This window comes from Mesorhizobium sp. CNPSo 4661 (genome assembly GCF_057784215.1).
This window is the reverse complement of record NZ_JBWGIO010000021.1, coordinates 1-13,290: the sequence shown is the minus strand read 5'-3', so window position 1 is coordinate 13,290 and position 13,290 is coordinate 1. Positions and strand designations below refer to the sequence as shown.

Sequence of the window (13,290 nt, the reverse complement as noted above, 5' to 3'; positions counted from 1 at the left end):
GCGCGCCTTGGCCTAGCTCAGGGCGCAATTGCCGCCTTTAACGCAGCTTCCTGATAGAATCCCAAGGGCTTGGGCCGATTCATGATCACCAGACGCGCCTTCCTGCGCCTTGTCGGCGGCTCGGCCTTCAGCCTGGTGTCGCTTGGCGCTTATGCCGTCGGCATCGAGCCGATGCTGCTGACCCACGTGAAGCGCTACACGCTGACGCCGCCGCACTGGCCGGCCGGGCTTAAATTGCGCGTCGTGGCGTTGGCCGACATCCATGCCTGCCGACCCTGGATGACGCCGGAACGGATTGCGGCACTTGCCGAGGAGGCCAATGCGCTGCAGCCGGACGTCATCGTCATGCTTGGCGACTATCCCGCCGGGACCCGGCTGGTGACAGGCTGGGTGAACGCGTCGGAATGGGCGTCAGCGCTCTCCCGGCTCAAGGCACCGCTCGGCGTTTTCTCGATCCTCGGCAATCACGACTGGTGGGAGGATCGCTCGGCGCAGGCAGCCGGGGCGGGGCCGACCATCTCCCGCAAGGCACTGGAGGCGGTCGGCATTCCGGTGCTGGAGAACGACGTCGTGCGCCTGGAAAAGGACGACCAGGGTTTCTGGATTGCCGGGCTCGCCGACCAGATTGCGCTGTTGCCGAACAAGGCCGAGGGCCGCAGGGGGCTCACCGGCCTCGATGATCTTCCCGCCACGCTGGCCAAGGTCGGCGACACCGCTCCCATCATCCTGCTGGCGCATGAGCCGGACATTTTTCCCAAAGTGCCCTGGAGGGTTTCGCTCACCTTGTCCGGGCACACGCATGGCGGACAAGTGCGGTTGTTCGGCTATTCTCCGGTCGTGCCCTCTGCCTATGGCAACCGCTATGCCTACGGCCATGTCGTCGAGAACGACCGAAATCTGATTGTCTCGGGAGGACTAGGCTTCAGCATCGCCCCGGTTCGTTTCGGAGTGCGGCCGGAAATCCTGCAGATCGATCTGGGATAGTCCGCTTCCAGCGCCTCAGCGCAGCGACCTGATCATATCCATCAGGTCCGGCTCGGCCTTCTCGCCGTCGAAGGCGTCGACCACGCCGAAGGCGCCGCCATAGCTCCACACCGACCACGAAAAGCCGTGCGCCTCGGCGCGGGCGATCATGTCGCGCACATAGGCCGCGCGATATGCGGCCGGCATGACGAAGCCGTTGCCATATTCCTTGCGGATCATGCCGAATTCGCCGAGCGTGATGTCCTGCGGCTTGACGCCGTTGGCCTTCGCCCAGGCGTCGACCGTGGCGAACGGCGCGTCCATCACGCCAAGCAGCTTTTCGGAACTGTCCATCGTCGCCACCTGCTCGTCGAGATAGCTGAGCAGGCCGCTCTGCCGCGCCCAGGGCGCCTCGGCCTTGATCCGGTCGCGGATCGTATCCAGCGTCAGGTCCAGCTGCGTGCGCGGCACAGCCGTCAGCGGATAGGGCAGGCCGGTGACATAAGGAATGAAATCGCCGGCCCAGGTCGCGCCCTGATGTGTCAAAAGAAACGGATCGTAGGAATGGAAAGTCCAGATGATGTTGTCATCGGCGATCGTCCTGGGGTCGATTTTGGCCAGTGACTCCGCGTTCGAATAGCAGCCGCCCGTCAGGATCAGCGTGAGCCTGGTGGCGGAGGCGCGGGCGGCCGCGAACAATTGCTTCTGGCGGCCGGGCCAAAGATTGGTGCCGTTCGCGTCGCAATCGACCAACGGCTCGTTCATCAACTCCAGCGCGACCTGATTGGGGTCTTCCTTGGCCAGCGTCCGAGCCATCTCGCGCACCAGCTCGGCATAGGCATCGAAGACGGCCGGGTCGTGCATCACCTCGTTCATGCCGGTCTTGCGGTTGCCGCCAGCGGGGATCAGATGCAGGTCGACGATCACCTTCAGGCCGGCGCGGTTGATCATGCGCGCCGAGTCCAGCACGCTGGCATAGAGGTCTTCGCGAAGGGCCGCGGTCCGGTCCGAAAGAAAGGGCGCGGGATCGACCGGCATGCGCAGGAAGTCGAGGCCGGCATCCTTGAGCGCCTTGAGGTCGTCCTCCTTGAGGAATTTGCGCCACTCCGGATAGGGCAGGATCGCCTGGCGCTCCCCCCATTTGTCCTCGGCCGGCCAGGTCACCCACTGGTCGAGATTGAGGCCGCGTTTCATCGAGAAGGTCGCTGCCCCGGCCGGCAATGGCAGCGTGCCGAGCGCAAGCAACACCGCCAGCAAGGTCTTGATCATCGTGCCCAACAATGCCATCCCGTTCCCGCGCGAAAACACCTGCCTGTTCGGGCCTGAAAAGGAAAGCGCGATGGACGATCATGGTGAATCGGCGGCGCTCAGCGCCGGGCTTTCCGGAGCGCTGACGGAATTCGGCCATCGGCTGATGGCCCGAGTCTACTATGCCGACACCGATTTCTCCGGCGTCGTCTACCATGCGCGCTATCTCGAATTCCTCGAACGCGGCCGCTCCGACTATCTGAGGCTGACCGGCGTCCACCACACCGAACTCCTGGACGGCAAGCATGGCGGGCGCATCGTCTGGGTGGTCCGGCGCATGGAGATCGACTTCCGCTCGCCGGCCCGCATGGACGATATCCTCACCATCGACACGCGCACTGACGATATTTCCGGCGCCCGCATCTTCATGGGCCAGCAATTGAAGCGCGGCGGCGATGTGCTGGTTGAGGCGAAAGTCGAGGCGGCGATCGTCGGCGAAAGCGGCCGCCCGAAGCGTTTCCCGAAGGAATGGATTGCCGCTTTTATGCCGAAGGCCAAGGCCTGAGCTTCGCTTGCCCGCACAGTCTCGAAGCCATTAACCAGACCGCGCAGGCCGCGGGTTGGCCCAAGCCAAGCGCGGCAATGCGCCGCGCCTTACATCCTAACCCATCCTTAACCATAACGGTTCATGAAGGAATTGGCGAAGATTGGCGCAATTCGTGCGCCTTCCTTTCACCAATATTTGCCTCGAAAAGGCCGTGAAACGGTGCATTCGAGGCTTATCCCGCAAGCTTCACGCTTCGCGCGATCGGACCAAAGGGATGCCATGGGCCAGCCGCCAGCGATGCCCGGATAATCTTAAGGACTTAAGTCATGGAAAACATCGCACTCGCCGACCCGGCAGCGCATTTATCGATCTGGGCGCTGTTCATGCAGGCCGGCTGGGTGGTCAAGCTGGTCATGATAGGCCTGCTCGGCGCCTCGATCTGGACCTGGGCCATCATCATCGACAAGCTCGTCGCCTATAGCCGGATGAAGTTGGCACTGAACCGCTTCGAACAGGTCTTCTGGTCCGGGCAATCGCTTGAAGACCTCTACCGCACGCTGGCCGACCGCAAGACCACCGGCATGGGCGCGATCTTCGTCGCCGCCATGCGCGAATGGAAGAAGAGTTTCGAAAAGGGCGCGAAATCGCCGCTGGCGCTGCAGACCCGCATCGACAAGGCCATGGACCTGGCATTGACGCGCGAGATGGAAAGGCTGGAAGGACGCCTTGGCTTCCTCGCCACCACCGGCTCGGCCGCGCCCTTCATCGGCCTGTTCGGCACCGTCATCGGCATCATGACGTCATTCCAGGCGATCGCCGCCTCGAAGAACACCAGCCTTTCGGTCGTGGCGCCCGGTATCGCCGAGGCGCTGCTCGCCACCGCGATCGGCCTGCTCGCGGCCATCCCGGCGGTCATCGCCTACAACAAGCTGTCATCGGATGCGAACAAACTCGGCGTGCGCATGGAAGGGTTCTCGGATGAGTTCTCCGCCATACTCTCGCGCCAAATCGATGAAAAAGTAGCGCAGAAGGCCTGAGGAACGATCATGGGGATGTCTGCTGCTGGCGCAGGTGGCACGGGGCGAGGCGGACGCGGCCATAGGCGCCGTGGCCGTCACCATGCCCTGATGTCGGAAATCAACGTCACGCCGATGGTCGACGTGATGCTGGTGCTGTTGATCATCTTCATGGTCGCGGCGCCGCTCTTGACCGTTGGGGTGCCAATCGACCTGCCGGACACGCAGGCCAAGGCGATGAATGTCGACACGCAGCCGATCACCGTTTCGATCGACGCCGCGGGCAAGATCTTCCTGCAGGAAACCGAAATCCCGATCGAGGAATTGGTGGCCAAGCTGCAGGCGATTTCCAAGACCGGCTATGACGAGCGCATCTTCATCCGCGGCGACAAGTCGACGGACTACGGCACCGCGATGAAAGTCATGGCCCGCATTTCGGCCGCCGGGTACAAGAATATCGGCCTGGTCTCGCTGCAGGAACAGGATCAGTAGACGAGAAGATGCGCACCGGTCTTACCTCATCGGTGATATTGCACGCGGTGGCGCTGGCCTTCGGGTTGTTCACGCTGTCGTCGCCGCCGGCCATGCCTGCCAGCGACGTGGAGTCGGTGGCGGTCGACATCGTGCCGATGGAAGCGATCGCGCAGACGCTGCAGGGCGACAAGAAGTCGGTGATGCATGACAAGCCGGCGCCGCTGCCGACCAAGCGTCCCGATGTCGTGCCGAACGCCCAGAAGGTCGGCGAGAACACCGTCGACACCGACAAGCCGGTGACGGACGAAGCCAAGCCGAAGCCGGTCGAGAAGACGGCGGCGCCGCCGCCCGCACCGACGCCGACCGAGAAGCCGGCGGTCGAGGACGTGCCGAAGCCGCAGGAGAAGCCGAAGCCGACCCCGGCGACCGAAGTCGCGCCGACGCCGACACCGAAGGAAGAGGTCAAGCCCGAGCCGGTCAAGCAGACGGAGCCGAAGCCGACGCCGGCCAAGCAACCGGCGCCGACACCGCCGAAGGACACGACCGCGGCCATCCCGAAGGAAGAGGTGAAGCCGGACGCCGTCGCCGAGGCGATCGATCAGCAGCAGCCGACCGAAGAAGCCAAGCTGCCGGACTCCGCGCCGGCGCCGGAAGCGCGGCCGAAGCCGCAGCCGGCCCAGGCCGAGAGCGCCAAGGCGCCGGACCGCAAGGATGCGGAAAAGCCGGTCAAGGAGGCCTCGTCGAAGCCGAAATCGGATGAAAAGCAATTCAACGCCGACGAGATAACGGCCCTGCTCGACAAGCAGAAGCCGTCCGGTGGTGGCGCCAAGCGCTCGACCCAGCAGGCCTCGCTTGGCGGCGAAAAGGACCAGGGCCAGAAGCTGTCCAAGTCGGAACAAGGGGCGCTGGAGGACCAACTCGGCGGTTGCTGGACCCTTCCGGTCGGCCTCGAAGGTTCCGAGAACTTCACCGTGGTCATCCGTTTCAACCTGAATGCCTCCGGCAAGCTGGAGGGCCGCCCGACCGTCGAGAAATCAAGCGGCAACCCTCAGTTCGACGCCAGCGCGGTTCGCGCCGTGCAGAAATGCGATGTCGCCGGCCTGCAGGTTCCCGCCGGCAAGCAGGACATATGGTCTGACGTTCGCGTCAACTTCGACCCGAGAGCGATGCTTGGTCTTTAAGCCTGAGCGTCCGAGAAATCAGCAAGAGAAGCGAGAAGACATGCAATCCATCCTCAAGCCGCTCCTGATGGTCGCCGCGATGGCGGTCGGCATAATTTCCGTCGCCACCTTGCCTGCCCGGGCAACCCTCGAGCTCAACGTCAACAAAGGCAATGTCGAGCCGATGCCGATCGCCATCCCTGACTTTCAGGGAGGCCTTGGACCGCAGATATCGGAGATCGTGACAGCCGATCTGAAACGGTCAGGACTGTTCGCGCCGATAGACAAGGCCGCTTTCGTAGAAAAGATCACGAATCCCGACGCCGCGCCCCGTTATGAAGACTGGAAGGTCATCAACGCCCAGGCGCTGGTCACCGGCAGCGTGAGCAAGGAGGCCGACGGCCGCATTCGCGCCCAGTACCGGCTGTGGGATATCTTCGGCAACTCGCAGCTGGCCGGCGAGCAGTTTTTCGCCAATGACGCCAATCAACGCCGTGTCGCGCATATCATCGCCGATGCGATCTATGAGAAGATCACCGGCGAGAAGGGCTATTTCGATACGCGCGTCGTCTTCGTCGACGAATCCGGCGCCAAGAACGCGCGCAAGAAGCGGCTGGCCATCATGGATCAGGACGGCGCCAATGTGCGCTACCTGTCGGACGGCCGCGCCATCGTGCTGACGCCGCGCTTCTCGCCGAACCGGCAGGAAATCACCTATATGTCCTATGAAAGCGGGCAGCCGAAGGTCTACCTGCTGCAGATCGAAACCGGACAGCGCGAACTGGTCGGCAATTTCCCGGGCATGACGTTCGCGCCGCGCTTTTCGCCCGATGGCCAGAAGGTGATCATGAGCCTGCTGCGCGACGACGGCAATTCCAACATCTTCGCCATGGACCTGAGGAGCCGTTCAACGACGCGGCTGACCGACTCGACCGCCATCGACACCTCGCCCTCCTATTCGCCGGACGGCTCGCAGGTCGTCTTCACGTCCGACCGCGGCGGCGGCAGCGGCCGCTCGCAGATCTACGCGATGGGTGCGGACGGCTCGAACCCGCACCGCATCTCCTTCGGCGATGGCGTCTATTCGACGCCGGTCTGGTCGCCGCGCGGCGACCTCATCGCCTTCACCAAGCAGAGCGGCGGCGAGTTCCAGATCGGCGTCATGAAAACCGACGGTTCGGGCGAGCGCATCCTGTCCTCCGGCTTCCAGCAGGAGGGTCCGACCTGGGCGCCGAACGGCCGCGTCTTGATGTTCTTCCGCGACTCGGGCGGCGGACCCAAGCTGGTCTCGGTTGACCTTACCGGCCGCAACGAGCAGCCGATCCCGACCGCGAACTATGCGTCGGATCCGGCGTGGTCGCCGTTGCTGGAGTGAGGGAAGGGGAACTGGAGAATTGAGGAATTGAAGAACTGAAGAAATGGACAGCCAGAGACGCTACGTTGGACGCGCCAGGGACCTGGAGGTCTATAAGCGGGCGTACGTAGTTTCTCTTGAAATTCACAAAGCCACGCTGGCCTTTCCGAAGATTGAGCAATACGCGCTAGCCGATCAGTTGCGTCGCTCCAGCAAGGCTATCTGCGCCAATTTGGCTGAGGGCTTCGCCAAGCAGCCTCATTCCAAAGCCGAATTCGCCCGCTTCATTTCAATGGCTATGGGGTCGTGTAGCGAGGTCGAGACATGGATCTCCTACGCCTTCGACCTTGAGTACATTTCGAAGGCACAGCTTGATGAGTGGCTACGATCCTACAACCAGATCTATGGAATGCTGGTGAATCTCAGAGGGTCACTGAAGTGACCTCTTTCTCCAGTTCTTCAATTCTCCAGTTCCTCAATTCCCCCTTTTTTCATGTTTTGGCCGCATTTCTGCCTACGGTCCGCGCGCAATCTCGCCCTTGGTAAATGCGTCGGGCGCAACGGCCGCGGACGGCGGCCGAAACCAAAAATTAACCGTGTTTCTTGAATGCCGGTTAACCCAAACGTGGTTACTGGGTGATCAACGAAATCACTCGAATGCGAAGGAGAGGCGGCATGGGCCGTATCGCAGCACTTACCCGCAACCCGGCGATGATCGCGCTGGTGGCAGCGCTTGCCATTACGGGCTGCGCCTCGAAGAAGAACCTGAACAGCCCAGGCGATCTCGGCCTCAACGGCGCCGGCGCCGCGACGCCGGGTTCCGCGCAGGATTTCACCGTCAACATCGGCGACCGCATCTTCTTCGACACCGATTCCGCTTCGATCCGCGCCGATGCGCAAACCACGCTCGGCCGCCAGGCGCAGTGGCTGAACCAGTACCGCCAGTACGCCATCGTCATCGAAGGCCATGCCGACGAGCGCGGCACGCGTGAGTACAATCTGGCGCTGGGCGCCCGCCGCGCCGCCGCCACGCGCGACTTCCTGGTTTCCAAGGGCGTCTCCGCCAGCCGCCTGAAGACGATCTCCTACGGCAAGGAGCGTCCGGTCGCGGTCTGCGATGACATCTCCTGCTGGTCGCAGAACCGCCGCGCCGTCACCACGCTCTCCGGCGCCGGCTCCTGATCGATTTTGGCCAAGGGCGCCAGGCGCCCCAGGCGGCAAAAATACAACAACCCAAAATGAAAGGCGGCCTCAGGGCCGCCTTTTTCATTTGCAACGGCTTGAAACAAAATTTGGCCGAAGTCTCGCGTCCTGCTATGAGCGCGAGGGCGCTTACTCCCACTGTTTGATTTGGAAAGGCGCATCAGGCCAACACCCACCGCGAGAGACAGAATGCATTTCAGAACGGTCCTGAGCGGCACGCTTGCGCTGCTGCTCGTTTCAAGCCTCCCGAGCCTTGCCGCCTCGGCCGACAGCGCCGCGCGGGCCTCCGACAGCGGGTTCACCTTCCATCTGCCGACGCTCGGCATCTTCGGCGACAAGAAGAAGCCGGAACAGGCGCAGGTCGCGCAGGACAGCAGTGGCGGCATGACGGGTCTGGAGGACCAGTTGCGCCAGATGAACGGCAAGATCGAGGAGCTCAACTTCCAGATCCTGCAGATGCAGGAACAGATGCGCAAGCAGCAGGAAGACAACGAGTTCCGCTTCCAGCAGCTCGAGGGCGGATCGCAAGGCAGCACCAAGCCGGCCGGCCCGAAGAAATCGGAAGCCGCGCCCCAGGATGGAAATAGCAACGGTGGCAACACCAATCTCGGCGATGCCGGCACCGGGGATTCCGGCGCCGGCGACGCCGGAACCGACAACAGCGTCGCCCAGGCCCCGGCGACGCGGGCGCCGGCCGACACCGGCGCGGAAAATGGCGCAGGCAAGAGCGTCGGCGACGTCATCGTGGAATCGCAGACCGGCGATCCCGGCAAGCTGATCACCGGCGCGCCACCGAAGAATTTCGGCACTATCAAGGTCGACAAGAACGGCAATGTCGTCAACGCCGAGACCGACCCGCAGGCCAGTGCGCCGGCGCAAGCTCCCGCCGCCACGGCAAGCGCGCCCTCCGCCGAAACACCGGCCAAGAAGAACAAGGCTGGCGGCACGCAAGTCGCGGCCCTGCCGTCGACCAACGATCCCGACGAGCTCTACCGCAATTCCTACCAGTTCATCCTGTCGGGCGACTATCCGACCGCCGAGCAGGGTTTTCGCGATCATATTTCGCGCTTCCCCAAGGACGCCAAGGCGTCGGACGCGCATTACTGGCTGGGCGAGTCGCTGCTCGGTCAGCAGAAATACCGTGACGCGGCCGAAGTCTTCCTCGCCGCCAGCAAAGACTACCCGAAGGCCAAGAAGGCGCCCGACATGCTGCTCAAGCTCGGCGTTTCACTGGTCGGCCTGAAGCAGAACGACGTGGCCTGCGCCACCTTCAATGAAATCGGCAAGCGCTATCCCGATGTTTCCGGCGCGCTCAAGGAACGCATCAAGCAGGAAAAGGCGCTGGCGGCGTGCTGACGCCCGATACCAAACCTGACCTTCTCGACCGCCTTTTCTCCGACCTAGACCTTTCGACCGGCGCCGTTGCGGCCGTGTCCGGCGGCAGCGACTCGACCGCCCTTCTCCTTCTCCTCAAGGATCACCTAGACCGGACCGCCCCGGCCGCCAGGCTGCTCGCGGTGACCGTCGATCACGGCCTGAGGCCGGACTCGGCCAGCGAGGCTAGGCTCGTCCAACGTTTCTGCGTCGAGCGCGGCATCGCGCACCGCATTCTTTCCTGGCGTGGCGACAAGCCCACGACCGGCCTGCCGGCCGCCGCGCGCGAGGCGCGCTACAGGCTGCTTGCGGAGGCGGCCGGCGCCGAAGGCATCAAGCTGATCCTGACCGGCCACACCGCCGACGATCAGGCCGAGACGGTGCTGATGCGACAGGCCCGCGACGATGATGGCCGAGGCCTCGCCGGCATGGCGCCCGCCACGCTGCACGACTGGCGGACATGGATCGTCCGGCCGCTGCTCGGCACAAGGCGCGCGGTATTGCGCGAAATTCTGCGGGCTCGCGACATTAGCTGGATCGAGGACCCGACCAATATCGACATCCGGTTCGAGCGGCCGCGCGTGCGGGCGAAGCTCGGGCGGGGCGATGGCGAGCGACGGATAGCGGAAGCGCTGGCACGGTCGGAGCAGGCGGCTCTCGAGCGCCTCGACATCGGCCGCCGTGCCGCCACGCTCATCGACGCCTTTGCCGACAGGCCGGTTCCGGGTCTCATCCGCCTCGACCGCGGTTTTGCCGCGCATCAGGATGGCGAGGCGGCCCTCTATGCGCTGCGCATCCTTTTGGCCGCCGTCGGCGGCATGTCGTTCCTCGCCGACGAGGCGCGCTGCGTCGCGCTGCTTTCCCGTCTGCGGTCGGCTCCGCTTTGCGCCACATTGTCGCGGACGGTGGTCGACGCGCGCCGGACCGGCATTTTCCTGCGCCGCGAGAACCGCAACCTGCCGGCAGCCCTGCCGCCGTCGAATAACCAGCTTTGGGACAATCGGCGACGCATCACTTTGAAAGACGGGCCGGGCGGCTTGGTGATCGCGCCGCTGGGGTCCGCCGCCGCCAGGCAAGCGTCCGTGAGCGAGGATGTTCCGCAAAGTGTCGCACGCGCGGCGCTGGCTGCGGAGCCCGCGCTATGGCGCGGAGCCGAACGCCTTGATTTTACTGGCGGCGATACCGGCCCGCAGGCGATCTCGATGGTCCCAGTGGTAGCCCCTTTCGCCCGCTTCCTGCCGTCCTTCGACCTTGCGCCCGCCGTCGCCGTCGCGGCCCTTGTCGGCGCTCCTTTGCCGCCGGCGCCGCCATTCCACGGCCATGATGGCGAGCGAGGGTGGGCGAAAGCTTAACCGATACATGCTGTTCTGCTTGGCAAGGGGAGGCGGTCTCCCTATGTTAGGCCCAAGCTCCTCCATCATCGCGGGTCCGTGCGCGGACCCCAACGGGACAATAGATGAATCCGAATTATCGCAATCTCGCGCTCTGGGCGATCATAGCGGTCCTGCTCATCGCCCTGTTCAATCTGTTCCAGACGCCCCAGACGCGCGGTGCCACGACGGATATCGCCTATTCGCAGTTCCTGCAGGATGTCGCCTCCGGCCGGGTCAAGAGCGTGACCATCGCCGGCGCCCGCATCTTCGGCAACTACACGGACAACGCCAACGGCTTCCAGACCTACTCGCCGGGCGATCCGTCGCTGGTCTCCAGGCTGCAGGACAAGAACGTCACCATCACCGCCAAGCCCGAGACCGACGGCTCCAACTCGCTGTTCGGCTACCTGATCTCGTGGCTGCCGATGATCCTGATCCTCGGCGTATGGATATTCTTCATGCGCCAGATGCAGTCCGGCTCCGGAAGAGCGATGGGCTTCGGCAAGTCGAAGGCCAAGCTTCTGACCGAGGCGCATGGCCGCGTCACCTTCCAGGACGTCGCCGGCGTCGACGAAGCCAAGGAAGACCTCGAGGAGATCGTCGAGTTCCTGCGCGATCCGCAGAAATTCCAGCGCCTCGGCGGCAAGATCCCGCGCGGCGTGCTTCTGGTCGGCCCGCCCGGAACCGGCAAGACGCTGCTCGCCCGCTCCGTCGCCGGCGAGGCCAACGTGCCGTTCTTCACCATTTCCGGCTCGGACTTCGTCGAGATGTTCGTCGGCGTCGGCGCAAGCCGCGTGCGCGACATGTTCGACCAGGCCAAGAAGAACGCGCCCTGCATCATCTTCATCGACGAAATCGATGCCGTCGGCCGTCATCGGGGCGCCGGCCTCGGCGGCGGCAATGACGAGCGCGAGCAGACGCTGAACCAGTTGCTGGTCGAGATGGACGGCTTCGAATCCAACGAAAGCATCATCCTGATCGCCGCCACCAACCGGCCCGACGTGCTCGACCCGGCGCTCTTGAGGCCCGGCCGCTTCGACCGCCAGGTCGTGGTGCCGAACCCCGATATCGTCGGCCGCGAGAAGATCCTCAAGGTGCATGTCCGCAACGTGCCGCTGGCGCCCAATGTCGACCTCAAGGTGGTTGCGCGCGGCACGCCGGGCTTTTCCGGCGCCGATCTGATGAACCTCGTCAACGAATCCGCGCTGATGGCGGCGCGCCGCAACAAGCGGCTCGTCACCATGGCCGAGTTCGAGGACGCCAAGGACAAGATCATGATGGGTGCGGAGCGCCGCTCGTCGGCGATGACGCAGGCCGAGAAGGAGCTGACCGCCTATCACGAGGCCGGCCACGCGATCCTGGCGCTCAACGTGCCGTCGGCCGATCCGCTGCACAAGGCGACCATCATCCCGCGCGGCCGCGCGCTGGGCATGGTCATGCAGTTGCCGGAAGGCGACCGCTATTCGATGAGCTACAAATACATGGTCTCGCGGCTTGCGATCATGATGGGCGGCCGCGTCGCCGAAGAGTTCAAGTTCGGCAAGGAGAACATCACGTCGGGCGCCTCCTCCGACATCGAGCAGGCGACCAAGCTGGCGCGCGCCATGGTCACGCGCTGGGGCTTCTCCGACAAGCTCGGCCATGTCGCTTATGGCGACAACCAGGAAGAGGTCTTCCTCGGCCATTCGGTGGCGCGCACGCAGAACATCTCGGAAGAGACGGCGCAGATCATCGACGCCGAGGTGCGGCGCCTGATCGACGACGCCTATTCAACCGCCAAGGCCATCCTGACCAAGAAGAAGAAGGAATGGATCGCGCTCGCCGAAGGGTTGCTCGAATACGAGACGCTGTCCGGCGACGAGATCAAGCAGCTGATCGCGGGCAACAAGCCCGCCCGCGACCTCGGCGACGACACCCCGCCCAGCCGTGGCTCGGCCGTGCCGAAGGCCGGCACCGGCGGCCGCCGCAAGAAGGGCCCCGAGCCCGAAGGCGGCATGGAGCCGCAGCCGCAAGGCTGAGGTTTTTGCAAACGAACTGATTGGAAAGCGCCGCGGATCAAACCGCGGCGTTTTTGTTTTGGGGCGGCGAATTGGCGATTTGCGAAAGCCGGCGCGACAGCCAATCTCCCCCCAAGTGGGGGAGATGCCCGGCAGGGCAGAAGGGGGCGCTGTCCCGCCGGCCTCTCTTCGTTCATCCTCGGGCTTGACCTAGGATCATGCCGTGACTGCTGCCGGAGGACGCAACGGCGCAGAATTCTGTAACCGCTGCAAAGCCTTAATGTCACGGCATGGATTCTAGAGCATGTCTCCCGAAAGTGGGCCCGGTTTCGGGACAAAGACATGCTTAAAATCAAAAACTTAAAGCAGGTCGCGTGAATCCTTTTTCACGCGACCTGCTGTCTGCGCGCGTCGCTCCGCTCCTTGCTCCGCCCTAGAGCGGGATGAGATTTGTAGGAGTCGTTGGATTCCCAAATCAGCAATGATCTGATTCAACATCGATGCTGGGCAGGAGGCCAGCATCGATGGCTGGATATTCGATGGATTTGCGCGAGCGGGTTGTCGCGGCGGTCAAGGTTGAA

The 13,290-nt window shown here is 63.9% G+C and carries 12 protein-coding genes; 11 read left to right on the top strand and 1 reads right to left on the bottom strand.

Annotated elements, in window-relative coordinates:
* The first annotated feature begins 81 nt into the window (after positions 1–81).
* Positions 82–984, top strand: a complete 903-nt coding sequence (locus AC0YKC_RS27485; protein WP_488513352.1) for a metallophosphoesterase — start codon at positions 82–84, stop codon at positions 982–984.
* Positions 985–999: 15 nt separating this feature from the next.
* Here the strand turns inward: AC0YKC_RS27485 and AC0YKC_RS27480 are convergent, their stop codons facing one another.
* Positions 1,000–2,250 (bottom strand): glycoside hydrolase family 5 protein, encoded by a 1,251-nt coding sequence (locus AC0YKC_RS27480; RefSeq protein ID WP_488513351.1) that lies wholly within the window; start codon positions 2,248–2,250, stop codon positions 1,000–1,002.
* 52 nt (positions 2,251–2,302) lie between these two features.
* Here AC0YKC_RS27480 and ybgC point away from each other — a divergent pair, with 52 nt between their 5' ends.
* The 10 genes from ybgC to ftsH all read left to right on the top strand — a co-directional run bounded on the left by ybgC (position 2,303) and on the right by ftsH (position 12,730).
* Entirely contained in the window at positions 2,303–2,776 is a 474-nt protein-coding gene (gene ybgC / locus AC0YKC_RS27475; RefSeq protein ID WP_488513350.1) for a tol-pal system-associated acyl-CoA thioesterase, read from the top strand.
* Positions 2,777–3,084: 308 nt separating this feature from the next.
* The gene (gene tolQ / locus AC0YKC_RS27470) at positions 3,085–3,795 is read left to right on the top strand and encodes a protein TolQ (protein ID WP_320296444.1); all 711 of its coding nucleotides are present in this window, start codon (positions 3,085–3,087) and stop codon (positions 3,793–3,795) included.
* A 9-nt stretch (positions 3,796–3,804) separates the two neighbouring features.
* Positions 3,805–4,266 (top strand): protein TolR, encoded by a 462-nt coding sequence (gene tolR / locus AC0YKC_RS27465; protein WP_320296445.1) that lies wholly within the window; start codon positions 3,805–3,807, stop codon positions 4,264–4,266.
* 8 nt (positions 4,267–4,274) lie between these two features.
* On the top strand, positions 4,275–5,429 hold the full coding sequence (locus tag AC0YKC_RS27460; RefSeq protein WP_320296446.1) for a TonB family protein: 1,155 nt from the start codon (positions 4,275–4,277) through the stop codon (positions 5,427–5,429).
* 40 nt (positions 5,430–5,469) lie between these two features.
* Positions 5,470–6,783 carry a Tol-Pal system beta propeller repeat protein TolB gene (tolB, locus tag AC0YKC_RS27455; RefSeq protein ID WP_320296447.1) on the top strand — a complete coding sequence of 438 codons (1,314 nt, stop codon included), beginning with the start codon at positions 5,470–5,472 and terminating at the stop codon, positions 6,781–6,783.
* Positions 6,784–6,826: 43 nt separating this feature from the next.
* On the top strand, positions 6,827–7,204 hold the full coding sequence (locus tag AC0YKC_RS27450) for a four helix bundle protein (protein WP_488513349.1): 378 nt from the start codon (positions 6,827–6,829) through the stop codon (positions 7,202–7,204).
* Between the two features lie 233 nt (positions 7,205–7,437).
* Positions 7,438–7,944, top strand: a complete 507-nt coding sequence (gene pal / locus AC0YKC_RS27445) for a peptidoglycan-associated lipoprotein Pal (protein ID WP_434724345.1) — start codon at positions 7,438–7,440, stop codon at positions 7,942–7,944.
* Between the two features lie 210 nt (positions 7,945–8,154).
* A complete protein-coding gene (gene ybgF / locus AC0YKC_RS27440) occupies positions 8,155–9,321 on the top strand; it encodes a tol-pal system protein YbgF (RefSeq protein WP_488513348.1) in 1,167 nt (388 codons plus the stop codon).
* Positions 9,315–10,691 carry a tRNA lysidine(34) synthetase TilS gene (gene tilS, locus AC0YKC_RS27435; RefSeq protein WP_488513347.1) on the top strand — a complete coding sequence of 459 codons (1,377 nt, stop codon included), beginning with the start codon at positions 9,315–9,317 and terminating at the stop codon, positions 10,689–10,691. The genes ybgF and tilS overlap by 7 nt, the downstream gene beginning before the upstream one ends.
* Positions 10,692–10,795: 104 nt before the next feature.
* A complete protein-coding gene (ftsH, locus tag AC0YKC_RS27430) occupies positions 10,796–12,730 on the top strand; it encodes an ATP-dependent zinc metalloprotease FtsH (protein ID WP_320296452.1) in 1,935 nt (644 codons plus the stop codon).
* Positions 12,731–13,290 lie beyond the last annotated feature (560 nt).